21 protein-coding genes and 1 tRNA gene are annotated in these 26,061 nt (G+C 40.5%); 4 read left to right on the forward strand and 18 right to left on the reverse strand.

Going from position 1 to position 26,061, the window contains the following annotated elements:
• Positions 1–477 precede the first annotated feature (477 nt).
• Positions 478–1,785, reverse strand: a complete 1,308-nt coding sequence (gene eno, locus A4H00_RS00005) for a surface-displayed alpha-enolase (protein ID WP_067085729.1) — start codon at positions 1,783–1,785, stop codon at positions 478–480.
• A gap of 124 nt (positions 1,786–1,909) precedes the next feature.
• Complete coding sequence (locus A4H00_RS00010) at positions 1,910–2,920, reverse strand: YeiH family protein (RefSeq protein WP_067085732.1); 1,011 nt, start codon at positions 2,918–2,920, stop codon at positions 1,910–1,912.
• A 122-nt stretch (positions 2,921–3,042) separates the two neighbouring features.
• Here A4H00_RS00010 and A4H00_RS00015 point away from each other — a divergent pair, with 122 nt between their 5' ends.
• On the forward strand, positions 3,043–3,489 hold the full coding sequence (locus A4H00_RS00015) for a DUF1694 domain-containing protein (protein WP_067085735.1): 447 nt from the start codon (positions 3,043–3,045) through the stop codon (positions 3,487–3,489).
• A 38-nt stretch (positions 3,490–3,527) separates the two neighbouring features.
• On the opposite strand, the gene serB is transcribed toward A4H00_RS00015, so the two are convergent.
• The 9 genes from serB to A4H00_RS00055 all read right to left on the reverse strand — a co-directional run bounded on the left by serB (position 3,528) and on the right by A4H00_RS00055 (position 12,768).
• Positions 3,528–4,238, reverse strand: a complete 711-nt coding sequence (serB, locus tag A4H00_RS00020; protein ID WP_067091294.1) for a phosphoserine phosphatase SerB — start codon at positions 4,236–4,238, stop codon at positions 3,528–3,530.
• A 122-nt stretch (positions 4,239–4,360) separates the two neighbouring features.
• Entirely contained in the window at positions 4,361–6,085 is a 1,725-nt protein-coding gene (ezrA, locus tag A4H00_RS00025; RefSeq protein ID WP_067085740.1) for a septation ring formation regulator EzrA, read from the reverse strand.
• Positions 6,086–6,173: 88 nt separating this feature from the next.
• A complete protein-coding gene (gene gyrB / locus A4H00_RS00030) occupies positions 6,174–8,126 on the reverse strand; it encodes a DNA topoisomerase (ATP-hydrolyzing) subunit B (RefSeq protein ID WP_067085744.1) in 1,953 nt (650 codons plus the stop codon).
• Between the two features lie 234 nt (positions 8,127–8,360).
• On the reverse strand, positions 8,361–8,900 hold the full coding sequence (locus tag A4H00_RS00035) for a DJ-1 family glyoxalase III (RefSeq protein ID WP_067085747.1): 540 nt from the start codon (positions 8,898–8,900) through the stop codon (positions 8,361–8,363).
• A gap of 8 nt (positions 8,901–8,908) precedes the next feature.
• Complete coding sequence (locus tag A4H00_RS00040; RefSeq protein WP_067085750.1) at positions 8,909–10,141, reverse strand: FtsW/RodA/SpoVE family cell cycle protein; 1,233 nt, start codon at positions 10,139–10,141, stop codon at positions 8,909–8,911.
• Positions 10,142–10,402: 261 nt separating this feature from the next.
• A complete protein-coding gene (locus tag A4H00_RS00045; RefSeq protein WP_067091298.1) occupies positions 10,403–10,645 on the reverse strand; it encodes a type B 50S ribosomal protein L31 in 243 nt (80 codons plus the stop codon).
• A gap of 101 nt (positions 10,646–10,746) precedes the next feature.
• On the reverse strand, positions 10,747–10,896 hold the full coding sequence (locus A4H00_RS11725) for a hypothetical protein (protein ID WP_157770957.1): 150 nt from the start codon (positions 10,894–10,896) through the stop codon (positions 10,747–10,749).
• 2 nt (positions 10,897–10,898) lie between these two features.
• Positions 10,899–11,843: an FAD:protein FMN transferase gene (locus tag A4H00_RS00050; RefSeq protein ID WP_067085753.1), complete on the reverse strand. Its 945-nt coding sequence runs from the start codon at positions 11,841–11,843 to the stop codon at positions 10,899–10,901.
• A complete protein-coding gene (locus A4H00_RS00055; protein ID WP_067085757.1) occupies positions 11,830–12,768 on the reverse strand; it encodes a DHH family phosphoesterase in 939 nt (312 codons plus the stop codon). Before A4H00_RS00055 ends, A4H00_RS00050 begins: the two co-directional genes overlap by 14 nt.
• 99 nt (positions 12,769–12,867) lie before the next feature.
• Between A4H00_RS00055 and A4H00_RS00060 the strand changes: the two genes are divergently transcribed.
• Positions 12,868–13,323: a flavodoxin gene (locus A4H00_RS00060; RefSeq protein WP_067085759.1), complete on the forward strand. Its 456-nt coding sequence runs from the start codon at positions 12,868–12,870 to the stop codon at positions 13,321–13,323.
• Between the two features lie 51 nt (positions 13,324–13,374).
• Here A4H00_RS00060 and A4H00_RS00065 read toward each other — a convergent pair whose 3' ends face one another.
• Positions 13,375–14,601 carry a chloride channel protein gene (locus A4H00_RS00065; RefSeq protein WP_067085762.1) on the reverse strand — a complete coding sequence of 409 codons (1,227 nt, stop codon included), beginning with the start codon at positions 14,599–14,601 and terminating at the stop codon, positions 13,375–13,377.
• A 259-nt stretch (positions 14,602–14,860) separates the two neighbouring features.
• On the opposite strand from A4H00_RS00065, the gene A4H00_RS11730 reads away from it, so the two are divergent.
• Positions 14,861–15,007 carry a hypothetical protein gene (locus A4H00_RS11730; RefSeq protein ID WP_157770958.1) on the forward strand — a complete coding sequence of 49 codons (147 nt, stop codon included), beginning with the start codon at positions 14,861–14,863 and terminating at the stop codon, positions 15,005–15,007.
• 113 nt (positions 15,008–15,120) lie between these two features.
• On the opposite strand, the gene A4H00_RS00070 is transcribed toward A4H00_RS11730, so the two are convergent.
• From A4H00_RS00070 to A4H00_RS11615, 5 genes are all read right to left on the reverse strand, one after another.
• Entirely contained in the window at positions 15,121–16,653 is a 1,533-nt protein-coding gene (locus tag A4H00_RS00070; RefSeq protein WP_067085765.1) for a ClC family H(+)/Cl(-) exchange transporter, read from the reverse strand.
• 368 nt (positions 16,654–17,021) lie between these two features.
• Positions 17,022–17,093 (reverse strand) — tRNA-Arg (locus tag A4H00_RS00075).
• Positions 17,094–17,195: 102 nt separating this feature from the next.
• Entirely contained in the window at positions 17,196–17,543 is a 348-nt protein-coding gene (rplS, locus tag A4H00_RS00080) for a 50S ribosomal protein L19 (RefSeq protein WP_067085767.1), read from the reverse strand.
• Between the two features lie 683 nt (positions 17,544–18,226).
• On the reverse strand, positions 18,227–20,113 hold the full coding sequence (locus A4H00_RS11610; protein ID WP_067085769.1) for a DUF4838 domain-containing protein: 1,887 nt from the start codon (positions 20,111–20,113) through the stop codon (positions 18,227–18,229).
• Positions 20,114–20,125: 12 nt separating this feature from the next.
• On the reverse strand, positions 20,126–21,442 hold the full coding sequence (locus A4H00_RS11615; RefSeq protein ID WP_067085772.1) for a PTS sugar transporter subunit IIC: 1,317 nt from the start codon (positions 21,440–21,442) through the stop codon (positions 20,126–20,128).
• A gap of 149 nt (positions 21,443–21,591) precedes the next feature.
• On the opposite strand from A4H00_RS11615, the gene A4H00_RS00095 reads away from it, so the two are divergent.
• Positions 21,592–22,788 (forward strand): ROK family transcriptional regulator, encoded by a 1,197-nt coding sequence (locus tag A4H00_RS00095; RefSeq protein ID WP_067085775.1) that lies wholly within the window; start codon positions 21,592–21,594, stop codon positions 22,786–22,788.
• Positions 22,789–23,427: 639 nt separating this feature from the next.
• Here the strand turns inward: A4H00_RS00095 and alaS are convergent.
• Complete coding sequence (gene alaS, locus A4H00_RS00100) at positions 23,428–26,046, reverse strand: alanine--tRNA ligase (RefSeq protein ID WP_067091302.1); 2,619 nt, start codon at positions 26,044–26,046, stop codon at positions 23,428–23,430.
• Positions 26,047–26,061 lie beyond the last annotated feature (15 nt).

Consider the following 26,061-nt stretch of genomic DNA (forward strand, 5'->3'; position numbering starts at 1 on the left):
TTATTATTTTAAATACTTTTAAGTTATTAAAACAAAAAACATATTAAACCATGTTAAAAAGCTCCCTCAACAAACGTTAAGAGAGCGATTCTATATTCATAATTATACCAGAAAAGCCCCTAAAATCGCTTCTAAGGGCTTTTAGTCTATATACCGTTAATTTATCAGACAAGCTAAACAATAGATCTAGAAAATGTCTTAACTGGAGAACATATTTTATGAAGAAGAAATGCACTTAATTTGACAATTCAAGGTCTAAAAAATAACCCTGCCATGGCAAGGTTACCCCATCTGATAGATAACCAGTAGAGTAGGTTTTGTAGTAGTCGTTTGCGTTGATTTTATACTTAACAAAAAGAACAATCTCTAAAATTGGGGTAGTACAAAGGGTAGTAAATCCCCCAAAAAAACACCCTAGGATAACGCCCTAGAGTGTTGATTTATCAAGGCTTTTAAGCCCTTAACCCCATAAAGAGATTATTTTTTCAAGTTGTAGAAAGAGTTCAACCCTTTGTATACTGCAACTTCACCAAGTTGATCTTCGATGCGAAGCAATTGGTTGTATTTCGCAATACGGTCAGTACGTGACAATGAACCTGTCTTGATTTGACCAGCGTTTGTTGCAACTGCGATGTCAGCGATTGTTGAATCTTCTGTTTCACCTGAACGGTGTGATACAACCGCAGTGTATCCAGCTTCTTTCGCCATTTCAATTGCTTCAAATGTTTCAGTTAATGTACCGATTTGGTTTACTTTGATAAGGATTGAGTTAGCAGCACCTTCTTTGATACCACGTGCTAGGTAGTCAGTGTTTGTAACGAAGAAGTCGTCACCAACCAATTGTACACGTTTACCAAGACGTTCAGTAAGAGCTTTCCAACCGTCCCAGTCGTTTTCATCCATACCATCTTCAATTGTGATGATTGGATATTTGTTTACCAATTCTTCAAGGTAATCGATTTGCTCTGCAGAAGTACGTACAGCAGCTCCTTCACCTTCAAATTTAGTGTAGTCGTATACTTTACGCTCTTTGTCGTAGAATTCAGATGATGCACAGTCAAAACCAATCATGATTCCATTTTCACCAGCTTCGTAACCAGCTGCTTCGATTGCTTCGATGATTGTTTCAACACCGTCTTCAGTTCCTTCGAATTTAGGAGCGAATCCACCTTCGTCACCAACAGCTGTTACCAAACCACGAGCTTTCAAGATTTTCTTCAAAGCGTGGAATACTTCAGCACCCCAACGAAGACCTTCTTTGAAAGTTGGCGCACCAACTGGCAAGATCATGAATTCTTGGAAAGCAATTGGAGCATCTGAGTGAGAACCACCGTTAACGATGTTCATCATTGGTGTTGGAAGAACTTTTGTATTGAATCCACCAAGGTAGCTGTAAAGTGGGATTTCAAGGTAGTCAGCAGCAGCACGTGCTACAGCGATAGACACGCCAAGGATTGCGTTTGCACCCAATTTACCTTTGTTTGGAGTACCGTCAAGAGCAATCATTGCACGGTCGATTGCTTGTTGGTCACGAACGTCGTAACCGATGATAGCGTCTGCGATAACGTTGTTTACGTTATCAACAGCTTTTTGTGTACCAAGACCAAGGTAACGAGATTTATCTCCATCACGAAGCTCAACTGCTTCATGCTCACCAGTAGAAGCTCCTGAAGGAACCATACCACGACCGAATGCGCCTGATTCAGTGTAAACTTCTACTTCCAGTGTTGGGTTACCGCGTGAGTCTAGGACTTCGCGAGCGTAAACATCAGTAATAATTGACATTTTTTACTCTCCTTTGAGTTAATTTTATTTACTAAACCATGTTACCTTAAAAATGCGTTTTTTTCAAGGAAAAACTTATTTTTTTCGCACTTCTAGCAATGATAACGCTTCCTTGTTTCTACTCCTATCCAATTCTAAGCAGAAAAATCAGTAGTAAGGCTAGACTGACTTGAAAGACACCTATCAAGCCCATGTAAATCAGAAATTTAGGGCCTTCTTGGAGAAACTTCTTAAAGTCTAGGCGTAGCCCAATCGCTGCAAGGGCTGTCAATTCAAACCAAGAACTGAAAAATGTAGAGGTTTTCCCGAAAAAGAATGGAAGTGGGAAAAAACTATTCAACAAACAAAGGGTGAGAAAAGCTAGGATATACCACGGAATGCTGGCTAAAACCGATTTCAGATTGGTATTTTCAGCAGGAGTTATTCCTTTCCTCTTGGTCATCAAGCGCTCAAAGGCAAATACGACAACCACTAGAAAGAGGATACGGGTAATCTTAAACAGGGTCGCATATTGGGTGACATTTGCATTGATCAGGCTGGCAGCGGCTACGACTTGACCGACTGACTGTAAAACACCTCCTGTCAGAGCGCTATTTGCTAAATCAGAAAAGCCTAATAGTCTAACGCCGATAACAGGTAAGACAAAGAGTAAAATCGTACCGAGTAAGTTGATGAGTACAATCGCCTGTCCCTTGTCCTTACTATCAGCTCGAATAGCTGGAGCAATAGCTCCGATAGCCGATGAGCCACAAACCGCATTTCCCCCTGCAATCATGAGGGCCATTTCTTCTTTGAACCCTAATTTTTTCCCTAGAAAATAGCTAAAGGTAATGACACTAGCCATCATGAGAAGAATATAGAAAAGACCAGATAATCCCAAGTGAGCAATCGTTTGAAAGGTCACGGTTAGACCAAGTAGGGCAACTGAAATTTCTAACAGCCTACTTTCTGAGAATTTTGTCCCTTTTTCAAATCGCGTGCTTCTACAGATTGTATTTCCTAAAAAAATCCCGATACAAATAGCTAAACTAGCCGCTCCGATACTGGGGAAAAACCTAGCTAGCCCTTTTGCAAGGACTGCTACTAGAAAGGACAGGATAAAACCTGGCACGATCTCCTTATGGATAATTTTCATAATTGAACTCCTTTGCTATACGTGACCTTATTGTACCACAGTTGCACTCATTTTCCGAGGAAAAGCGAGAAGGATTTCATCTGTCCATTTTCTATTTAACCGTCTTATGATATACTAGGTATATGAAAGATATAAATGACATCATTATGCAACAGGCTGCTGGAGGGTTGAAACTCAATCCAGATGAGCAGCGAAGATTTTTACAAACCTTTGAAGAACGAGTGATTGGCTTGTGTAACATTGACGAGGCAAATTCACACGAGCTACTAGAGCATTTCAAGGAGATGTTGCGGCAACTGAGCAAGGATTTTCAGCCTATTTTTGTCAAAATTTCCCCCTACATTGATAGCCAGAAGCAAATTCTCTATCTCAAAATGGCGCAAGAATTAGGCTGTGAGGCTACGATTGTCTCTGAAGATTGTTCAAAACAATATGGTCTGGTCATTCATACAAACTGCCCTAGTCAGGTAGACACCTACGAGCTCTCTCAACAATTTACAGAACTTCTCTACCCTACAACGCCAAAAACAGAGAAAAAAACTTCTTTTTGGAAAAAATTATTTGGTTGAAAGCAAAAAGGGAGTGGGGAAAATCGATTTCTACGAAATCACGATTTTTCTCCCACTCCTTTTTTTTTATCTTCCATCAATCCGTCCATGACATCCAGAACTTTGATTAGATTTTTTTCATTGATTTGATAAGGTGCCTGTTCTCGTACGATTGGTTTGGCACAAAAGGCAATGCCTATTCCTGCCACTTGAATCATCGGGAGGTCATTGGCACCATCTCCAACTGCGATTGTATCAGCTAAATGCAGACCATTTTCGAGTGCCCATTTTTCTAAACACTCCTTTTTAGTCTCTTTCGTGACAATCTCTCCTAAAACTCGACCAGTCAAGATTCCATTTTCAGTTTCCAGACGATTGGCCTTGACATAATCAAGCCCCAGCTTCTCTGCCAGCTTATCAACCGTTTCATGAAAACCTCCTGAAACAACAGCAACCTTGTATCCTCTCTGGTGCAATTCTGTAACCAATTCACGAGCACCCGGTGTAAAATGAATCTTTTCTAAAATATGGTCAAAAACGCTCAAGGGCAGACCTTTTAGTAGAGCGACACGCTCAGCAAGTGCCTCTTTAAAATCCAACTCTCCTCTCATCGCTCGCTCTGTAATGGCTGCGACTTTCTCACCGACACCAGCTTCCTCACCTAGTAAGTCAATCCCCTCTTCTAAAATCAAGGTGCTGTCCACATCCATGACCAATAGTCCTTTTACTGTCACTTTTTTCTCCTTTATCTGATTTATAGATTTTATCATTTTAATGTCCATGTCGGGTAACTTTTCATGAATTTGTCACCAACACGAATCTCCTGATATTTTTCTTTGTGAGTTTTGTCCAACTCTTTCTATAAAACAAAAAGCCCAAGGGCTTTTTGTTTTTAATAACGAATGGTTTCTTTTGTTTTTTCGTAGGAGCGCACAAATCGCTCTGTCACTCCTGGCTCAACAGTTTCTAAGGCAAATGAAATTTCTTCAAATGCGGCTTGATAGTCAAAGTCCTTTTCAAAAGTTGCTAATGAACGATTGAAAGCCTTTTGAATACTGTCACTAGATGAACGGTAACGATTTGAATACTGCAACAATTGTTCTGTTAGAGCTGCATTTTGTACAATACGGTAAGCTGTTTCTTCTACTTCTCCCATATCAAATGTCGCATTTTCTAATAAACGGTTGACAATTTCAACATTGATGCGCTTGTGATCCAACTCAGCTAGCAAAGCTTCTACGTGGTCGCTTGCTCTAAAGAAAATTGATAGAAATTCATCTGGGATTCCAGGGAGATTCCGTTTTTCCATATAGCGCTTCAAGACATGTAATTTATTCACATAAACAGTAGCTTGCTTACGGGCATTCGTCTCAGACGCTTCTTGAGATTTGAGATAATCTGCTAGGACTAATTGCTCTTCTTCCATCTCCTTCAAGGCTGTCAAAGCATGTTCTAAACGCTCTTCTAAGATGGAGTAAGCGACTTGCGGATTGTCTAATTCCTCGATGCTATCAGCAACTGTTGTCTCCAAGGAGGCGACTTTCACAGATAATTGATGAATACGAGATTGTTTGCTTTCTGCTAATAGGTAGGAAGTGCTCAAGCGTTCTGTCTCTTCCACCAACACCTTTGTATTATTTGCAATGTGCTCCAAGAATTTTGGTAAGTTTTTACTGATTTTAGCCGCCGATTGGTGTGCATCAATTTCACGCGTAAATACTTTGTATAGGTGGTCAATTTTTGCTTGAATATCCGCATTTTCTGAGTCAGCAGCATCCAAATCAAAGGATACAATCAGAGCTGTATTTTCACGGATAGCCACACGAATTTCTTGGAAACGAACTTCAATATTACCTTCTATGAAAAGATAGCCTTCTTCGACCAGTTTCCGGTAACCAGCTTCTAAATCTTCCAATTGATCTGGGAAAGTTTGAGTGACCTTTTCAATCAAAGCAGGGATGCGCTCCATAATTTGATTGAGAGCAATCATGTGATTTTCTGTCTTATCAAGAATACCTGCAGCTTCAATTGGGTCACCAGACGAGTTCAACATGACAAATTCTGAAAATTCAACTTCAATATTTTTGAGTTGCTTTTCTAATTCTGGTAGGGTTTCGCCGTACTGTTCTGCATTTTCACGAACAGACTCTTGTAGGGTATCAAAGAGGTCCAAGGCATGTTTGACACGACCTGAATTTTTTTCCTCTTGCTCTTTTAAATCACGCAAGCCCTGACGAATCGCAGCAATGTCTTCTTCAATCAAGTCGATTTGACTTTCGATACTGTCAATAGCACTTTTTGCTCGCACAAAGCGGAATGAGTTGTTAAAGGCTTCGGCTTCAAAAATATGATTTTCAATGTCTGCAAATGAATTCAGAGACAAATCAACCCACTTTTGATTCCACTCACGGAAAGATACCTGACTTTGTCCAATCAAATGAAGACTCTTCACCGCTTCGACCTCATCATTGACAGGTAGGTTAAATAAATCCTCTTTTCGATCTTCTAACGCAATCAATAAGTTATCATTGCGTTTACGAGCAATCAGACAGGCAATATAAGCAATGATTAAGATAACAACAATCGCAACGATTAAAATGATTGTTCCTCTAGACATGTAAATCTCCTTAGATAATAATTTGTACTGGAAAATATCGCTTTATTATACCATACTTTTCAGCGATATGCACTCGTTTTTTAGAAAATTATACGTCAAGTGTGGAATATACCGCATTTTCTTCGATAAATTCGCGACGTGGTTCTACCTTATCTCCCATTAACATGTCAAAAATCTTATCTGCCTCTGCTGCATCATCAACTGATACACGTGCCATTAAACGATTTTCGGGATTCATCGTCGTTTCCCACAGCTGATGATCATCCATTTCCCCAAGTCCTTTATAGCGCTGAATTGTTGGTTTCGAACGTCCTTGACTGTATCGCTCCAAGGCTTCTTGCAATTCTTGCTCCTGATTGACACCAGGCTGAATATACTCTTTCACCTCGCTTCCGACCTTGACCCCATAAATCGGTGGCTGCGCAATATAGACATAGCCCGCTTCGACAATTGGGCGCATATAGCGGTAAAAGAGAGTCAAAAGAAGGGTACGAATGTGGGCACCATCGACATCGGCATCTGTCATGATGACGAGCTTTTGGTAGCGTGCCTTGGTCACATCAAAGTCCGCTCCAAATCCAGTTCCCATAGCGGTAAACAGACTGCGAATCTCTTCGTTGGCCAAAATTTTATCCATACTGGCTTTTTCAACGTTGAGGATTTTTCCACGAATTGGCAAAATTGCTTGAAATTCGCGGTTACGTCCTGATTTTGCTGAACCTCCCGCTGAATCCCCCTCTACAATAAAGAGTTCTGTTTGAGCTGGATCATTTGAGGAGCAGTCTGCCAATTTGCCTGGAAGGTTTGAAATCTCTAATCCTGATTTTTTGCGTGTTACTTCGCGGGCTCGTTTAGCAGCAATCCGAGCCTTACTTGCTAAAATTCCTTTTTCAACGATGCGACGAGCAATCTGCGGATTCTCCAGCAGAAATTCTGAAAAGGCTTCCGAAAAGAGGCGGTTGGTAATTTTCACTACCTCGCTGTTTCCCAGCTTGGTCTTGGTTTGTCCCTCAAATTGTGGGCCAGGGTGCTTGACGGAAATAACAGCTGTCAACCCTTCTCGGACATCCTCACCCGTTAAGTTGTCCTCATTTTCCTTGAGAATTTTATTTTTCTTAGCATAGTCATTAATGACACGGGTCAAGGCTGTGCGGAAACCTTGCTCATGCGTTCCACCTTCATGGGTGTGGATATTATTAGCAAAGCTGATTACATTTTCATGATAGCTTGTCGTGTATTGCATCGCCACTTCGACTGTAATATCATCCATTTCGCCATCCGTGTAAATCGGTGTCTCAAAGATGACATCCTTGTTTTCATTGAGGTATTCGACATAGGAAGCGATACCGCCCTCATAGTGGTATTCCTTGCTTTGCTCCAGCCCTTCTCGCTTGTCGATGATCGATAGACGTAAGCCACGATTGAGAAAGGCCAACTCTTGCACACGCTTATTCAATTTTGCAAAGTCAAATTCTGTCGTTTCTGTGAAAATTTCAGGGTCTGGCGTGAAATGAACCGTTGTACCTGATTGGTCTGTTTCGCCAATCACTTCTAGATCTGCTACGACTTCCCCACGACGGTATTCTTGGTAATAAACTTGACCATTTTTGTACACACGGACATCTAACTGAGTAGACAAGGCATTTACGACCGAAGAGCCAACACCGTGCAAACCTCCTGAAACCTTGTAGCCCCCACCGCCGAATTTTCCTCCAGCATGGAGCACGGTAAAGACCGTTTCAACCGCTGGACGTCCAGTTTTTTCCTGAATATCAACAGGAATCCCACGTCCATTGTCGACAACGGTAATGGAATTATCTTTTTCAATATAAAGCTCAATATGGGTCGCAAAACCAGCCAGTGCCTCGTCAATAGAGTTATCAACAATTTCCCACACCAAGTGATGCAAGCCCTCTTTTGAGGTTGAGCCAATATACATCCCTGGACGCAGGCGAACCGCTTCTAGCCCTTCCAATACCTGAATCTGACTGGCATCGTATTCTTGCGCCTTTTCCTTTATTTTGTTTATTTCTTCTGTCATTTTTCTTCCTTCAACCTGCTCTTACGATTGCTTCTTGATTTCTCTTATTTCCAAGAAAGCCTTATAAAAACAGTTTTTTCATGATAAAACTAGCTAGACTAGTACTCCTTATTGTATCATATTTTCCGCCATTTTCCTAGAAAAAAAGGAGGATTCCAAGTCTGATTCCAGCGAAATCAGCTCGTTCCTCCTTTACTCTATCTAGCTACTCTCCCTCTATATAGGTGCCAAGGTTTAGCGCTCATAAACCATAGCTTGTGCTAGGCTATCCCCATCTCCACCAAGTACATCAACTAGTTGGTAGGCAAAAGCAAGGCTGGTACCTGCTCCTCGACTGGTAATGATCTTTTCATCAACGACCACGGTCTCTGCTACATGCTGACCAGAAGGGATTTCTGCTTCTTTACCTGGGTAACATGTGTACCGACGATCCGTCAGCAAGCCCGCTCTTTCTAAAACAATTGGCGCAGCGCATATGGCTGCAATCCATTTTCCGCTTGCTGCAGCAACTTGTAAAGCTGCAACCAAGCCATCATGGTCACGTAAATGAACAGACCCTGGCATTCCCCCTGGCAAAACGACCATATCATAGTCTGAAAATTCGCCTGAAAAGACCTTATCTGCTTGGACTTTGATCCCATGGGACCCTTCGACTTCTAAATCCGTCAATCCGACCATATCACACTCAATTGAGGCACGGCGCAAGACATCTACAGGTGTCAAGGCTTCTATTTCTTCAAAACCATTTGCTAATACAACTGCTACTTTTTTCATAAAAACACCTATCTTTCTACACGTTTTATTGTGATTTTCTTATATGTTCGCGACTTATTCCAACGCTGTTCGTTTGACAAGGTATATTGATAACTCATGGATAACATCAATCCAACACCGATAAGATTGGAAATGATGGATGAGCCACCTTGTGAAATAAACGGCAAAGGAATTCCTGTCAAGGGAAGAACTCCAATGGCTGCACCGATATTTTCAAAAACATGAAAGAGCAGCATCATAATGTAGCCTGTCGATACGTAGGTATAAAAGCGATTATTGCACTGCAAAGTAATCCGCAACATACGATAGATAAGCAATGTATAAAGACCAATCAAAGTGACTCCACCAATAAAGCCAAAATTCTCTCCAATCACCGTAAAAATCATATCACTTTCCCGAACAGGAACCAAGAGATTGGTCTTGTTAAAACCGATTCCTTTGAGACCACCGCTACCAATAGCAATTAAACTTTGTGCCTGTTGATAGGTTGTGGACTTAGCGTTTTTAAAAGGGTCTAACCATGCTGCGATACGATTGATTTTGTAGGTATCCATTCCTATGTTGTATAAAAAGGTTGTCCCACCAGGAGCGATAAACAAGAGTAAAAATCCACCTATCAAGATCACTGCTCCAACAAAGGTTGGCAAGAGAATTTTCCATGAAACTCCTGAAATCAGCACCATCCCACTGAAAATTGCTAGAAAAACCAAGGAAGTCCCTAAATCTTTTTGAAAGTAGAGAAGTCCAAGTACAGGAATCGTCCATAAAACGAGATAAGCAATCAGCTGAAAATCTTTTTGAAGGTTTCTTATTGGGTGTTTTTTCTGAAAGCTGACAATGGTACGGGCCGTCATGATGATGTAGGAAATTTTCATAAATTCAGAGGGCTGAAAGAGGGTCACACCACGAATAGTTACCCAGTTTTTCGCCCCTGTTGAAGCTACTAGCTCCGGACTGTAAAACACGATTGGAAGCACCATCAATCCTAAACCGAGCAAATACAATAAAGGAGTCATCTGCCATAAAAATTTCGTACTGAAGAACATCACCAAAAACGCAAAAGCAATTCCCGTAAAAATCCATATCAGTTGCTGTCCAACAATTGTTGCCACATTATGCGGATAATCTTGGCTGACAGCTACATAGACCGCTATCAAACCAATTAACAATAAAAAAAAGACCGGCAAAATCAAAGCATAGTCAACCCTGCTCTCTATTGAATTCTTCCTATTCATTTTCATTCCTCATACTTTCAAATAGCTCACCATTCCAGTATAGCAGAAAAGAGAAAAATTTTGAACTAGGAAGATAGGACAAAGAAAATAATTTTACCAACAAAAATAACTAGTAACTACGCTTTTTGGGGTTTCTAAACCTAAAAAATAGCACAGCAGGCCTAGACTAGCTCACTTATTCCCCAACTCATGAAAAAACAGCCCACTGGGCTGAGAGCCGCTCTTTCATTTCTTGGCTCACGAAAAAACGGTCCACTGGACCGTTTTTTATTTGAGACCGTATTTTTTGTTGAAACGATCCACACGTCCATCTGCTTGCGTGAACTTTTGACGTCCTGTGTAGAATGGGTGTGAGTCTGATGAAATTTCCACACGAATCAACGGGTATGTTTCACCTTCAAATTCGATAGTTTCTTTAGAGTTCTTTGTAGAACCGCTAAGGAACTTGTAACCAGTAGTTGTGTCCATGAAGACAACAGTGCGATATTCTGGATGGATATCTTTTTTCATTTTAAAAATTCCTTTCTGCCATGGACTCTTTGTCGAGCCATAGATAATACCTGTATAGTCTATCATATTTTACAACACTTAGCAACTATTTTTTCTATTTTTTATTGAATAGAGGCACCCGAATCGGCATCCGTTTTAATCTTGCTTCCAAAATAGCCCTCAGATGCTCCAGAATCAGTATCCGTAGATGCATTGATCAGCATTTGCCCTAGAAGCGACAAATCAGTGATGTCATAATCTAATTCTTTCAAACTTAGTCTCCATTTGCCACTACTAGCTTATTGCGCAAACCTGGGGTGAGAAGCAGCTGATTTTTTTGAGTAATGAGAATTGCTTCAATCCCTTCTTGGTCTTTAACTGTTTGGTAGATTTCTTGGATGGGGCGTCCGAATAAACGGGTGGTCCAGATTTCTCCGTCAACTGATTGTTTGGAAACAATGGTCAGACTTGCGACATCACTTGTGACGGGATAACCTGTCTGACTATCAAAGATATGGTGGTAGGTTTTTCCTTCATAGGTAAAGGTTCGTTCGTAGATACCTGAGGTGACAACTGAGCCGTCTTCAATTTTTACAATAGCAATATTATTTCCTCTTGGAAGGTTTGGATGCTGAATACCGATATGCCACTGGCCATCTGGATTGTGGTTAGCCTGGCCAAATGTCAGGACATTGCCTCCCAGATTGATGAGGCCTCGTGATACGCCAATACGCTGCAAGTGCTCAACAATTCGATCTGCAATATAGCCTTTAGCAAGGGCACCTAGGTCAATGGCCATTCCTTCTTTTCGTAAATAGACGGACTGGGTTTCCTCATCTAATTCAATGTCTTGTGGATTGATTAAGGCTAATTTTTCATCAATCTCTGCTTGGCTAGGAACACGCGCATCTGAAAAGCCAATCCGCCAAGTTTGTACGAGAGGACCAATCGTAATATTTAAACGGCTATTGGAAGCGCAACTATGACGTTTTCCAAGTGCAATCAATTCAAATAAATCAGACGCAACAGGGACTGCTTGAACCCCTGCATTATAATTCACTTCCATAAGCTCAGATGTTAAATCGTTAGCCGAAAACCGATCTTTATACAGATATAAGAGCTCCTCTACTTGGTCTAAAATAGGCTCTGCCTCTTGGTGCCAAATTTTAATATCAATGACCGTTCCCATGAGACGAAGTTGTCGACTACTCGCTTGCATCGGCTGCTACCTGCTTTAATTCTTGGTAAATTTGCTCATTTTCTTCAGTAGAATATGAGTTGGCGCCACTGGCTAAAGGATGACCTCCTCCATGATGGCGCTTGGCAATTTCATTGATAGGGAGAAACTTACTGCGCAACCGCACCCGATAAGAACCGTCAGGTTGCTCAACAAAAATTCCCCAGCTTTTGACTATATTGACACGACCAGGCACTCCTACGATAAAAGAGGTATCTGCATCTCCAATACCAAATTCCTTGAGCAAGGTCTGGCTGAGAAGCACACGTGCTGCTCCATTTTCATCAATTTCTAAATGATCATAGACATAGCCAATTAACTTAGCAACACTATAATCAACTGATTCCATTTGCCGCGAAAGACCTGCAAAATCAAACTCATACTGACGAAGTTTTGCCACGATTTCAAATGTTTTTACCGAAGTTGTTGGATACAAAAAGCGCCCTGTATCCCCCACAATACCTGCATAGAGTAAATAGGCAATATCCGCATCTATTTCCAACCCCATATCAAAGGCAAACTGCGCAATCATTTCGCTACAAGAGCTAGCGCTGGTATTGACCCATGAAAGATCTCCGTAGACTTCATCGTTGGGGTGATGGTCCATCTTGATGAGAAAATCGCCCTGATTATAGCGTTTGTCATCAATACGAGCTTGATTGGCTGTGTCCGTCACAATAACCAATGCTCCTTGGTACTCCTCATCTGCTACTGTTTCCATTTGCGCCAACCAAGCAAGATTTGGCTCTGTGTAGCCGGTCACCTTGATTGTTTTTTCTGGAAAATTTTTCTGCAATAGACGCTGCAGGCCAACCTGACTACCTAGGGCATCTGGATCCGGCCGCATATGACGGTGAATGACAATGGTTTGGTACTCTCTTATTTTTTCTAAAATCTTTTCTAGCATTCTAAGCACTCCTTTTTTTCATTCTATCATAAAAGTAGCGCTTTTGAAAATTTGGAGAATATGGTATACTAAGGCTATCATCTATTTTGGGAGGAAACTATGGCACTGGCAAAAATTGTCTACGCTAGTATGACGGGCAATACCGAAGAAATTGCGGATATTGTCGCAAATAAATTGGAAGAACTCGGTCTGGAGGTACACAATGACGAGTGTACCACCGTTGAAACAGAAGAAATCTTGGATGCGGATATTATCATCGTGGCAACCTACACCTATTCATACGGTGCAGACGGTGAATTGCCTGATGAAATCGTTGATTTCTACACAGATTTAGCGGATTATGACCTGACAGGAAAAATCTATGGGGTCTGCGGATCTGGTGACACCTTCTATGAAGATTTCTGTAAGTCAGTAGACGATTTTGACCATATGCTCGCTTCACGTGGTGCAACCAAAGGAGCAGAAAATGTCAAGGTCGACTTAGCAGCTGAAGAAGACGATATCGTGAACCTCGAACGCTTCGCAACAGACCTCGTTGCAGCATTAGAGGCCTAATATATGTAAGTTAACCAAAAGGAAGCCTATTTTGTGGGCTTCCTTTTCTCTTTATTCTACATCGATAACTAAAGCTTGTTGCAAACCATAGATAGACTGCTTGCGATTGAGCAGATAGCTGATGATAACAGTAATGGTGAAAAATGGGAGATGATGAAAACCAAAGACCTCTCCACCAATCAATATAGGAGCAAGTAAGGTATTGGTCGCGCTGGCAAAGACACTAATATACCCTGCTGCTGCAACCAGTTCTACCGGAAGTCCAAAAAATGGAGCCAAAATAACACCAAGAGAGGCACCGACAGCAAACAAGGGTGTCACCTCTCCCCCTTGAAATCCAGCCGCTAGGGTTATAGTGGTAAAAAGCAGTTTCAGTAGAAAATCATAGGAATAGATTTGCTGGCTTGAAAAGCTCTGTTCAATCAAATTCGTCCCCAAACCTGCATAGCGTCCAAAATGAGCTAAACGAATGACTAGACTAAGCATTAGACCAATGATGGCAATTCTCCAATAGGGATTGGGCAAATAGTGAAGAGCCTGTTTTTTTAGATACTGCTGTAGAGAGATAAAAGCATTGCCAGTCAGACCAAAGAAAAGACCCAAGAGGATACATTTGACAAACACGGAAACGGTTAACTCTGGAGTGGTTACAATCACATGGGTAAATTTTTCCAAGCCTAAGTGATGAGAGAAGCTACTAGCAGTATAGACCGCAACAAGAGCTGGCAGTAAGGCATACAATTGAAGCTGGCCAATTGCAAGCACCTCTAAGGCAAAAAAGAGGGCTGCAAGCGGGGTTTGAAATAAGCCTGCAAAACCTGCTGCCATACCGGTCACTAGAATCACTTGTTCGTTCTTAGGAAAGGTAAAAAAGCGGTCAAATTGATGAGAAATAGCTGCACCAAGCTGGACTGCAACTCCTTCTCGCCCAGCACTCCCACCAAATAAATGGGTTAACCAAGTGGACAAGATGACAAGTGGAATGAGCGAAGATGGAATCTTTCTATCTTCACCATGAGCCACTTCAAAAACAAGCGCCATTCCTTTTTGTGCTTCCTTGCTAAAATGCTGGTAAAGAAAAACAATCGCAAGTCCAGCTAGTCCTAGAAAAGGCAAGAGACTGCTAAGATGGCTCGTCCGCCATTCTCCAATCCAGAGCAAAACACGACCAAAAAGGGTTGTTAAGCCACCTGTCATTAGACCGATGATTAGACCAAATACCGCTAAACGAATCGTCACACTATAGGGATGTTGATAACTTTCTTTTATGGGAATCATCGCTCCTCCTTCTTTTTAAAAATTTTACCAGAGGCTGAGACAAAAGTCTCTTACCTCGTTACGTTACATAGTTTGAGCAGTTTGACGCATATCAATAGTCAGGGGAGTGACGATTGATATCTGAGCTTGAAAATCAAAAAGCGAGGATTGTCTGGTTTGTAAAACGTTGATAAGTCAACACTCTAGTAGAAGAGGCTAGCGAACATTTCGCTAGCTCTATTTCCAACCTTTCACAATTCTTAATTGTAAGGAGCGAACTATGCTCGTTCTATTTCCAGCCTTCCACAATTCTCAATTGCAAGGGGCGAGCTGCGCTCGTTCTATTTCCAGCCTTCCACAATTCTCAATTGTGGAAGCTAGTCAACATGCGGGGGTGGGAGTAAGCGAATCCAGTGGATTAGTTTAGCCCGAACCTAAAAATAAAGGAGTGAGGATAATCGATTTCTGTCCCACTCCCAAAATGATGATTCAAACAGAATGGATTGTTCACCATTTTTAAGACCAGAAACTTGAAAAAGGCTATAGCAATAACTGTTTGACCTTACTGATTTCTGATTCATTCACGACTAAGAAAATGGTCGCACCTGCGTGGAGGACTGTGGTCCCAGATACCACTTCTGATTTCTGATGATGAATCTGAGTTGTCAGTAAAATATTTTTCGGTAAATCTAAATCCCGCACTCGTTTACCAGCTAGTTTGTCCGATACAATCAGTTCAATCAGCGTTGGCTCAATGATATTGGAAGGTGCAGTGACAGACATCTTGGCTAGCATGGCTTCGTAAATAGGCTCCCCTTTTAGCAAATCCATCACAATATAAGAGACGAGAGTAACCACACCAATAGCCATCAGTTGTTTCAAATCCCCTACCATCTCGGTCACTAAAATCATCGCAGTAAGCGGAGCCTTGGAAATCGCACCAAAATACCCTGCCATGCCCAATACGATAAATAAAGGAAGAGCCGTTTCCGAAACAAGATGAAGTTGCTCAAAAATTAGACCAAAAGTCATGCCCAATAGAGAACCCAAGGTTAACATGGGCAAAAAGATACCACCTGGTAAACCACTACTATAGGAAATCATGCTCCAAACAAACCGAATGAAAAAATAAAGACAGATTGTCGCTAAGATTTGATGCTCCTGAGCAAGTGAAATAATTAACCGATGCCCACCACCTAGTAGCTGTGGATAGAAATAACCAATCGGAATAATCAGCAAAATACCAATCATCCCATAAGCATAAGACGGTACCCGACATTTTTCTCCAAGAAAGTCATAGAAACGATGAAAGTTTAAAATCACTTTTTCATATCCAAAGCCCATTAGCCCTAAAAAGATTCCCAAAAGAAGAAAAATCCAGTATTGTTTTAAAGAGAGAAAAGGCAACGCTTGATTCATCGATAAAACAGGGGTTAAGCCAAAAATATTCAATGAAATAAAATTGGCAACAAGGCTTGCCACTAAGGCTGTTACCCACACCATACGTGAAAAATGGTGATAAATTTCTTCTACTACAAAAAGTAGACCAGCAATCGGTGCATTAAAGGCTGCTGAAAGTCCTGCTGCTGCACCACTAGCAATAAAGGCTCTCGTTTCTAATGGACTGGCTTTTAGGAATTTCGCTACACCTTTAGCTGACATTGCGCCTAACTGAATACTCGGTCCCTCACGCCCGAGCATAAATCCCATTGAAATAGCACATACGCCTGCCACAAATTTTTTCCAAAGTACACTCCACCAATCCGTACGCAGCAAGCCCTTTAATTCTCCCTCAATATGGGGAATCCCTGAGCCCTTAATATCTGGATCAGACTTGACTAATAGGCTAATCAGCCAAACTACCAGTAGACTGACTAGAGTAATCGGTACGAGACGAATCGGATTGGCTTGAGCAGCATGATACTGCGATAAAACCAGCTCAAAAAGTATCTCAATGGCCAGACGAAATAGGCTAACTACTATCCCTGAAACAATCCCAACCACTATGCCACGCCAGACAAACCCCATAATCGAGCTTGCCGAAAACCGAAACTCTCGATGATGATTTTCCATAATTTTTCTCCTATCCTTATCCTAAATGAATAGCTCCCTAAATGTACATCACGCATTCTGTTTAGTGGGCTTCAGGATTTCTTATCCCTATTCTACCAAATCTAAACCAATTTTTCGAGGGAAATGGGTTAATACACAAAATACTACCTCACCTAAGCGAGGACTAGTTCCAATTAAAGCAATAATAGATCGAATTGAGGGTCCTCCCCACAAATCACCCTTAAAATAAATTCTCATACAACGCACGACAGGTTAGGCTATACCGAAGAACTCTTTTAATATGCTCTTATCTTTCCCTTCGCTTATATTTTAGGCATCAGAAAACCCTTAAAAACAGTGATGTTCAAAGGGTTTTTGCTGTTTTTATATCTCCCCTGCAGGAATCGAACCTGCAACTAATTCTTAGGAGGAATTTGTTATATCCATTTAACTAAGGGAAGGTTCTTTTATTGTATCGTAGACAGGGAAAGATTGCAAGAAAAAAATGAAAAGCACCCTTGCGGGTGCCCATATCCGTAATAGATTGAAATTCCAATCGTTGATTAACGACGGATTTCTTTGATACGCGCTGCTTTACCTTGTAATGCACGTAGGTAGTACAATTTCGCACGACGTACTTTACCGTAGCGTACTACTTCAATTTTATCAACACGTGGAGTGTGGATTGGGAATGTACGTTCTACACCGATACCGCTTGAAATTTTGCGGACAGTATACATTTCTGAGATTCCTTGACCTTTACGAGAGATAACAACCCCCTCAAAGATCTGGATACGCTCGCGGCTTCCCTCAACAACCTTTGCGTGAACACGCACAGTGTCACCAGGACGGAATGCAGGGATATCAGTACGAAGTTGACCTTCTGTCAAACTTTGAATTAATGGATTCATGTTTTCTATTCTCCTATCTTGCCAATCATGAGAGCATGGTCTCAGCGGATTAACCGTTTTTTTGTGCGTCCATCACACACGCTCTCTATTATATACAAATATTGAGAACTTGTAAAGTAAAATATATGATTATTTTTTGAATGTAAAATCTCAGAGTAAATTCTAGGTGTGGTAAAAACCAAAAGTTAGACTGAGACAGAAAAATAAGGTAGAACTTACTTTGGGACAAGTAGGTAATCTATCATGAAACACAAACACTTAACTCTCTCAGATCGTACCGATAGTCCAATCTGACATGAATTTCCACTAGTTTTTAGCGTTTTTTCAGACTAAATGCCACTTTAAGGAGCAATGGAAGTTAGTTCGGGGATTTAGCACTATCAGCCGAACGTGATGATGTCCCATCCGTTAAACGAGAAAGATAAAAGAACAGGACAAAATCAAAAAAATGTTCAATATTGAAAGCCGTATTGATGGAAAAATAGAGCCTGTGATGACTGAATTGTTCCCTTAACTGGACAATTACGAGTGAATTTTATAACAGATATCGAACCTGATAAAAAAGAGCTTCCAAGAATAATGATATTTGTGCTTGTTCGTTTGATCAACATCAACCACTTTTATACATTCTTCCTCTTCCGCTCTAGTTCAAATTTTTATCTATCTAGAATAAGGCGCAGGAATCACAAGGTAAAACCTGCATAATTTTTTGCAACCTCAATAACACGATACACATCTAAGTTTTGCTGGAAATGCATTTCATGATTACGAATGTAATCCAGTACATCTCGCCATTTTCTTTGTGCTTCTTGGAGATTTCCAGAAGCTAGCAAAGCTAACGCAGTACTCATCTTTACGATGTATTCTCTATGATAGGCTAATTGCCGCCATTCATGCCGTTGTATTCCACAATTCTCTACAATATTTTTTTCGATAACAGGCAACATATTATCTGCGAGATTGCGCGATACAGCATACTCTACTCCCAAGATAGCATTCTGACGTTCCCCAATAGCATTAAAATGATCACACGATGAATACCGTGACAACGTTTCCAAATACGAAACAGCCTCAGGCCAATTTTTTCCATAAAGTGCTGAGAAGTAGTGTGTCTTTAAGTCTTCGTATACTTGTTCTTTATTCCATAACATTTGTCCCATCACATAATTCGGGAAATTATGCGGGAATCCTGCACGTAATTCTTGGCAACTGATATAGCCGTTTAACTGTAACTGCTCTAAAAACTGTACATCCCGATAAATCGTTTTACTAATCTTCATGTATCCAAAATCACCATAGTGCGCTCGACCTAATGGATAGTCATAGACAAAACTATCTCCTTGGAACATCTTTTTCCAGCTAAATAAATATGACAGATTTTCCTCCAAGGAATTTGGAAGAACCATTTTGTTTCTAATATAAGATTTTGCTTGCGGGATTCCTCCTTCATAATTGACATCTGCGTAACTCTTTTCGAATGTACGTGTAATCGGAGCAAACATCATGGTAAATCGATTTGGATTTTTTAAGATTTCATACTTCGGAGCAAATAGCAACTCATGATATAGTAAGAAACAGATCTTCGTTTCCAAATTTTCAGCTTCTAAGGCAACATCTAATTCGTTTAAAATCCGAATATATTGATCAGCTGGAATATCTTTCTGACAGTCCTCACATTCACAAATATTATTGCGAGCATCAGACAACCATACATGTAAATAATCGACATCAGGTCGCTCCTTAGCATAAGAAACGATTAACTCTACCATCTTTTGACTTACTTCCGAATTCGAAAAACAGAGACTTGTTAAAATCGGTGCAGTATTATATAGCTCTCGCTTACCGTCTAATTGAGCTACCAAATGCTCTTTTTCCTTTGGTAATGTCAATCCTGATTCCCAACCATATTTTGAGGAATATCCTAAAACTTCACCAGTCCACCCATGACCAACTCGATGATGACGTAAGCCACGTTTAGCTAGTTCCTTATCAAGACGGTCACTCATTTTTTGAGCAATTTCTTGATTGAATGGCTCTTTTTCTTGATAAGGATTAAACTCATGCTCATACCATCTCTTCAAAAAAGAGTACGGATTCTCAAACTGAATAAAAAAGCTATTCATGCGAATCTTTGGCAACCAATCAATGAAATCTGAGACATTCTCATACGAGTCTGCACCCTCTATACAAACTCCTCTGTGCTTATAACTCGCTACCTCATCAACAGAAATAACTTTTGCTTCCCACACCGCTCCATCCAAAGTTGGAACAACTTCATTCTGTCGACCAGGCCGAGTAAATACCACACCAAATTCATTTAACAGACGATAAACACCTATCAATAGTGCAATATCTGAATTACCAACAATTGTTCCCTGCCCATTGGCTAATCGAATAGAAATACAATCTGTTTCTTTATTATCTGGTATTACAGATAAAACAAGATCAGCTTGTACATTGTCAATTTCCACTACTTTCTTTGCAAATAATTTGAAAAGGTAAGTAGTTAATTCTGAGATAGCAAAGTTACTTGTAACCGTTTTATTATCTGTATATATGGTGATATCCATTATAAGACCTCCTTATTTTTCTTCCAGTATTTCACGTTCTAAATTTTGCGCATCTGCAACTTTAAAAAATGGATAATAGATGAGGAATGAAATTGCTACTAGTACCAATTGTAGCACTGCACCTTTCCAGCTACCTCCTGTAGCTAAGAAACCACCAATAATTGGAGGCATCGTCCAAGGAAGAACAACCCCAGTTGTCATTGGGACTAAACCACTTGCCATAGCCAAATAAGTCACTATCGCATTAGTGGCAGGTGTCAAAACAAATGGAATCAGCATAATCGGATTCAAAACAGTAGGAAAACTAAACAGAATAGCCGTATTGATATTAAAAATTGCTGGAATAAATGATATCCTTCCTAATGTTTTGTAAGTTCTACTCTTGCTAAAAAGAATAAGGCAAAGTGCAAGTCCAATCGTCGCACCTCCTCCTCCAATAAAGACAAACAAATCTTTAAACGGCAACGTAATAATATGAGGAAGGGCATCTCCTGCTGAAAATGCAGTCTGATTTTCATTCGTAAACGCAAGCCAAACTGGATCTACAAAGGCATTTAAGACTTGTCCACCATTTACACCACAGAACCAGAAAAGAGAATTTACAAGGACTACAATAATCATCCCTGGTAACGTTCCAGCAATAAGGCCTAGAGGTTTACCAAAAACAAGCCCCAAAACTGTTCCAAGCCCTCCACTAATTCCAGCTGCTTCAAGACCTTTTAGGACACACGCCCAAACCGCAAAAATTGTGATACCTGGAAGAAGGGCTGAAAAAGATTTGCTTACAGCTTCTGGTACGTTCTTAGGCATTCTAATAATGATGTTTCGCTGAATAAAGAACCGATAAATTTCAGCAGTAACAAGACTAACTGCAATAGCCACAAATAATGCACTTGCGTTTAAATTCCCAAAACCAATCGCACCTCCGAATGTTTGAGCTACTTTCTCCCCGGCCTCATTGAATACTTGAGCTGAAAAACGCGGAGTCATAATGATAAAGCTGGAAATAGCTAATACTCCCGCAGAAGGTCCATCCGTATCATAAGAGCTCGATAACTTATAGGCAATACCAAAACACGCAACTAAACTGATAATAGCCATCGTACTTTGATTTAAGGTTGTCAATACCCCCATCAACCCAACATTCATCAGCCAGTTCTTAAAACCTTCGCTTGGCCAATTCGTCAACAACAGGAACACCGAACCAATTAGAACAAGTGGCATGGCAACCATAAACCCTTCTCTAACCGCTTTCAAATGGCGCTGGTTCCCTATTTTTTCTCCTAAGGGAGCCAGTCTGTGTTCAAGAAAATGAATAAATCCATTCATTTTTCTATCCTCCTTGTTTTATTTTTTATTTCAACTTAATTATACAAAGAAAGCGTTTTCTTGTCAATCTTTTTTTAAAAAAATAAATTAAAATATTTTGTTTTATTCTATGATATAATATAATAAATACAAAAGGAACTGCACAAACAATGAGTAATTCAATATATAATTCAGACGCTAACACTCAGAACACCTCTAAAATAGTAGAGTTTATTTACAGAAATCAAGACGTATCTCGGATTAAGCTTGCACATGCGTTAAATATAAAACCAGCTACTGTTACAAACATCATTGCTTCTCTGATAAAAGAACAACTCGTATTTGAAACTGGCGATCAAATCAGAGAATTAAAAGGTTCTGGTAGAAGCCGTAAACTCCTCAGTATTAATCCTCAGTATGCTTTTTTTATTGGCATCGAGTTTAATATGACTGGTATTATGATAGCCGCAACCAATTCGATTGGAAACTGCCTCTATCAAAACTCTATCAAAACTTCTGAATATTCTACTAATCAAATCAATCACGTCATTATTCGTCTTATTCAAGGCTGTATCAATCATTTAGGATCTCAAACTTGTTCCGGTATCGGCATAGCTATTCCAGGACATTTTGACTCCCTTCATCAAACTGTTATTTCTAATAATAAAATTTGGGAACATTTTAATTTAAATGAAATAAAAAATGTATTTTCTATACCTATTTTCATTCAAAACAATATCGAATGTATGGCACTAGAAGAATACCTCTTTGATCCACATAATTCACCTGATAAATTTTTATTTATACATGTGGGACCTGGTTTATTCTGCTCTTTTTTTGACTCACTACATATCACACTTCCTAAAGGGAACTATATTGGTGAGATCGGACATACTGTTGTAGACAGGACCGGCTCCTTTTGTGAATGCGGTAAAAGAGGTTGTTTACAAACTTATATCTCTGATAGTTGGTTAATCGAAACCGCCAAGTATTTATATGAACATTCAAGTAATACCGTACTACGGAATTTAGTATCTTCTACTGAAGAAATCACCTTAGATACCGTCATTGCAGCATATACACTAGGAGATAGCTTTATCATTGATAAAATCGAAATTGGGCTATCACTCCTGGCCATTTCAATTGCAAATACACTTATTATCTATGACTCTCAAAAAATTTTTATCAATAGCCAACTTCTAAATCATCTCGATTTCAAAGAAAAATTAATCAAGCATATCCATGAGCAATTCGAATTTATCTCAACAGATGATCAATTAAATATTGAAGTTTTAGCATTTGATTTATACAGAGGAGCACAAGCAGCCTGTGCTCTGGCTGCCTACCATACCATCATCAGAACATAAATAAAAAAGACGCAGGAAGACGAACCCAAATTATTCAAAAAGAACTCTTCTTCCCCCTAAAGTTGATGAAGCCCTGAAACAGTCAGCGCAATTGATACTCAATGAAAATCAAAGTTAGCGACTTTCTTAGATGTTCCCTACCTCTTTTTTATCACTATCCTTTTCATTTACTGAAAAGCATCATGTTTGACTTACTCCGTACTTAGCCTACTTCATTTCATAGCAAAATTAAATAGTTATACATGTGATAGCTATTTTTGAAATTAATTGATCATGAAAATGAATAATCTAATACAGAAATTAAAATAAAAGGCAAAAACCGAATGATTAATGCTTAATCTCTTTTGAGATAGCATCATCATTCGGTTTTTATCAAAAAACTGTTTCAGTAGACTCCGGGTTGAGCGGTCAATCATCAAGCTTAAAAAGTAGCAACAACTTGCTGCTTTATTCTGTTTTTACTAGTTTTAATAATAGAGGAGTTTGTGGGTGAGAGCAAACGAATCCAGTGGATTCGTTTAACCAAACCTATAAAGAAAGGAGTGAAGTTAATCGATTTCTTCGAAATCACGATTGAGTCTCACTCCTTTCTTTCGCTTTTCTACTACTAACAACTTTTATCAGCTACACGCCATATCTTTACAACTGGTTGCCAACTTCTGCCAAGAGTTTTCCAATTGCAGAAGCATCACTTCCTCCTGCCATAGCCATGTCTGGTTTACCACCACCGCGACCAGCGACGATTGGAGCGAGTTCTTTTATTAGATTGCCTGCATGGACATCCTTGGTCTTGCTTGCGACAAGAACATTGACTTTTTCACTGATAGCAGCCACAAGCACCAAGACATCTGAATAATCTTTTTGTTTCCAGTTGTCAGCAAAAGTACGTAGTGCTCCTGCATCTGACACTTCGATTTGGCTAGCAATATAGCGCAGACCATTTGCTTCTTTGACATCTTTGAAAATATCACCAGCCGCAGCTGCTGCTGCTTTTTCTTTCAAAGCTGTATTCTCTTTTTGCAATTCACGCAACTGTTCTTGCAGGCTTGCGACCTTGTTTGGTACTTCTTTGATTTGTGGTGCTTTAATGGTTGTAGCCACTGCTTTAAGCAATTCTTCCTCTTCACGGTAGGCAAGGAAGGCTTCACGGCTGGTTACTGCGATGATACGACGAGTTCCAGAACCGATTCCTTCTTCTTTGACAATTTTGAAGAGGCCGATTTCAGCAGTATTTGCCACATGTGTACCACCACACAACTCAATCGAATAGTCGCCAATCGTTACAACGCGGACTTCTTTGCCATACTTTTCACCAAAGAGAGCCATTGCCCCCATTTCTTTCGCCGTGTCAATGTCTGTCTCGACTGTCACGACTGGAAGGGCTGCCCAGATTTGGGCGTTGACTTCTTCTTCGATACGACGGAGTTCTTCAGCTGTTACGGCTTCAAAGTGGGTAAAGTCAAAGCGTAAGAATTCTTGCTCGTTGAGAGAACCCGCCTGCGTTGCATGCTCACCGATGACATGGTGAAGAGCTGCATGTAACAAGTGAGTCGCTGTATGGTTTTTCATGATGCGGTGGCGACGAAGTGTATCAATGGCAAGAGTATACGTTGCACCTGTATGCAATTCTCCAACCACTTCTACTGTATGAAGTGGTTGACCATTTGGAGCCTTCTGGACATCTGTCACACGAGCAACTAATTGGCCTGTTTCATCAAAAATCGATCCATGATCTGCAACCTGTCCCCCCATCTCTGCGTAGAAAGGTGTTTGATTGAAGACAAGTAGGGCTTCGCCACTTGCTAGGCTATCTACACGCGCATTGTCTGCAATCATGACCACTAGGCTTGCGGTCAATTCGTCTGCACCATAAACAAAGGTAGACTCTTCGGTAATGCCTGCAAGGGTTTCATTTTGCATGCCCATTGAACCACCTTTGACAACTGACGCACGCGCACGCTCTTGTTGCTCTTTCATGGCTGCTTTAAAGCCTTCATGGTCAATGGCAAATCCTTGGTCTTCTGCCAATTCTTCGGTCAATTCAACTGGGAAACCATAGGTGTCATACAGTTTGAAAATATCTTTTCCTTCGAGGGTTGATTTTCCAGCTTCTTTCAACTCAGCTAACAATTCATCCAAGTGGATTGAACCCGCATCAATGGTCCGTGCAAAGGTTTCTTCTTCTCGTTTAACGATTTTTTCGATAAATTCATGCTTTTCAAGCACTTCTGGATAGTAACTTTCCATAATATGGCCAACTGTCACAACTAATTGGTACAAGAAGGATTCATTAATGCCCAAGCGACGACCATGCATAACCGCACGGCGGAGCAAACGGCGAAGGACATAGCCACGTCCCTCATTTCCAGGAAGAGCACCGTCACCAATCGCAAAGGAAAGGGCACGAATATGGTCTGCAATGACCTTAAAGCTCATGTTATCCCCGTCTGGATCATACGTTTTACCTGATAGCTTTTCTACCTCACGAATAATCGGCATGAAGAGATCTGTTTCAAAGTTGGTCTTAGCCCCTTGAAAAATCGCAGCCAATCGCTCTAAACCAGCACCCGTATCAATGTTTTTATTTGGCAATTCCTTGTACTCAGAGCGCGGTATTTCTGGATCTGCGTTGAATTGAGAGAGAACGATATTCCAAATCTCGATGTAGCGGTCATTTTCAATATCTTCTTCTAAGAGACGAATGCCGATATTTTCTGGGTCAAAAGCTTCTCCACGGTCAAAGAAAATTTCTGTATCTGGTCCAGAAGGTCCTGCACCGATTTCCCAGAAATTATCTTCAAGTGGAATCAAGTGACTTGGGTCAACCCCCAGAGCAAGCCAACGGTTGTAAGAATCGGTATCGTCTGGGTAGTAGGTCATGTAGAGCTTTTCTTTTGGAAAACCAAACCACTCTGGGCTGGTCAACAGTTCAAAGCCCCACTCAATTGCTTCATCGCGGAAATAATCTCCGATAGAGAAGTTCCCAAGCATTTCAAACATGGTGTGGTGACGAGCTGTCTTTCCGACATTTTCAATATCGTTGGTCCGAATGGACTTTTGAGCATTGGTAATCCGTGGATTTTCAGGAATTACTGATCCGTCGAAATATTTTTTTAGGGTTGCTACCCCAGAGTTAATCCACAAGAGAGTTGGATCGTTGACTGGGACAAGATTAGCAGATGGTTCTACTGAATGCCCCTTTGACTTCCAGAAGTCCAACCACATTTGACGAATTTGTGCACTAGATAATTGTTTCATTTTTCCTATTTCCTT

Source organism: Streptococcus marmotae (assembly GCF_001623565.1).
GTDB lineage: Bacteria > Bacillota > Bacilli > Lactobacillales > Streptococcaceae > Streptococcus > Streptococcus marmotae.

What these genes read in the sequence shown, in the direction of transcription:
- eno (WP_067085729.1), bottom strand. Translation starts at nt 1,785, where the DNA reads ATGTCAATTATTACTGATGTTTACGCTCGCGAAGTCCTAGACTCACGC.
- A4H00_RS00010 (WP_067085732.1), bottom strand. Translation starts at nt 2,920, where the DNA reads ATGAAAATTATCCATAAGGAGATCGTGCCAGGTTTTATCCTGTCCTTT.
- A4H00_RS00015 (WP_067085735.1), top strand. Translation starts at nt 3,043, where the DNA reads ATGAAAGATATAAATGACATCATTATGCAACAGGCTGCTGGAGGGTTG.
- serB (WP_067091294.1), bottom strand. Translation starts at nt 4,238, where the DNA reads ATGATAAAATCTATAAATCAGATAAAGGAGAAAAAAGTGACAGTAAAA.
- ezrA (WP_067085740.1), bottom strand. Translation starts at nt 6,085, where the DNA reads ATGTCTAGAGGAACAATCATTTTAATCGTTGCGATTGTTGTTATCTTA.
- gyrB (WP_067085744.1), bottom strand. Translation starts at nt 8,126, where the DNA reads ATGACAGAAGAAATAAACAAAATAAAGGAAAAGGCGCAAGAATACGAT.
- A4H00_RS00035 (WP_067085747.1), bottom strand. Translation starts at nt 8,900, where the DNA reads ATGAAAAAAGTAGCAGTTGTATTAGCAAATGGTTTTGAAGAAATAGAA.
- A4H00_RS00040 (WP_067085750.1), bottom strand. Translation starts at nt 10,141, where the DNA reads ATGAAAATGAATAGGAAGAATTCAATAGAGAGCAGGGTTGACTATGCT.
- A4H00_RS00045 (WP_067091298.1), bottom strand. Translation starts at nt 10,645, where the DNA reads ATGAAAAAAGATATCCATCCAGAATATCGCACTGTTGTCTTCATGGAC.
- A4H00_RS00050 (WP_067085753.1), bottom strand. Translation starts at nt 11,843, where the DNA reads ATGCAAGCGAGTAGTCGACAACTTCGTCTCATGGGAACGGTCATTGAT.
- A4H00_RS00055 (WP_067085757.1), bottom strand. Translation starts at nt 12,768, where the DNA reads ATGCTAGAAAAGATTTTAGAAAAAATAAGAGAGTACCAAACCATTGTC.
- A4H00_RS00060 (WP_067085759.1), top strand. Translation starts at nt 12,868, where the DNA reads ATGGCACTGGCAAAAATTGTCTACGCTAGTATGACGGGCAATACCGAA.
- A4H00_RS00065 (WP_067085762.1), bottom strand. Translation starts at nt 14,601, where the DNA reads ATGATTCCCATAAAAGAAAGTTATCAACATCCCTATAGTGTGACGATT.
- A4H00_RS11730 (WP_157770958.1), top strand. Translation starts at nt 14,861, where the DNA reads ATGCTCGTTCTATTTCCAGCCTTCCACAATTCTCAATTGCAAGGGGCG.
- A4H00_RS00070 (WP_067085765.1), bottom strand. Translation starts at nt 16,653, where the DNA reads ATGGAAAATCATCATCGAGAGTTTCGGTTTTCGGCAAGCTCGATTATG.
- rplS (WP_067085767.1), bottom strand. Translation starts at nt 17,543, where the DNA reads ATGAATCCATTAATTCAAAGTTTGACAGAAGGTCAACTTCGTACTGAT.
- A4H00_RS11610 (WP_067085769.1), bottom strand. Translation starts at nt 20,113, where the DNA reads ATGGATATCACCATATATACAGATAATAAAACGGTTACAAGTAACTTT.
- A4H00_RS11615 (WP_067085772.1), bottom strand. Translation starts at nt 21,442, where the DNA reads ATGAATGGATTTATTCATTTTCTTGAACACAGACTGGCTCCCTTAGGA.
- A4H00_RS00095 (WP_067085775.1), top strand. Translation starts at nt 21,592, where the DNA reads ATGAGTAATTCAATATATAATTCAGACGCTAACACTCAGAACACCTCT.
- alaS (WP_067091302.1), bottom strand. Translation starts at nt 26,046, where the DNA reads ATGAAACAATTATCTAGTGCACAAATTCGTCAAATGTGGTTGGACTTC.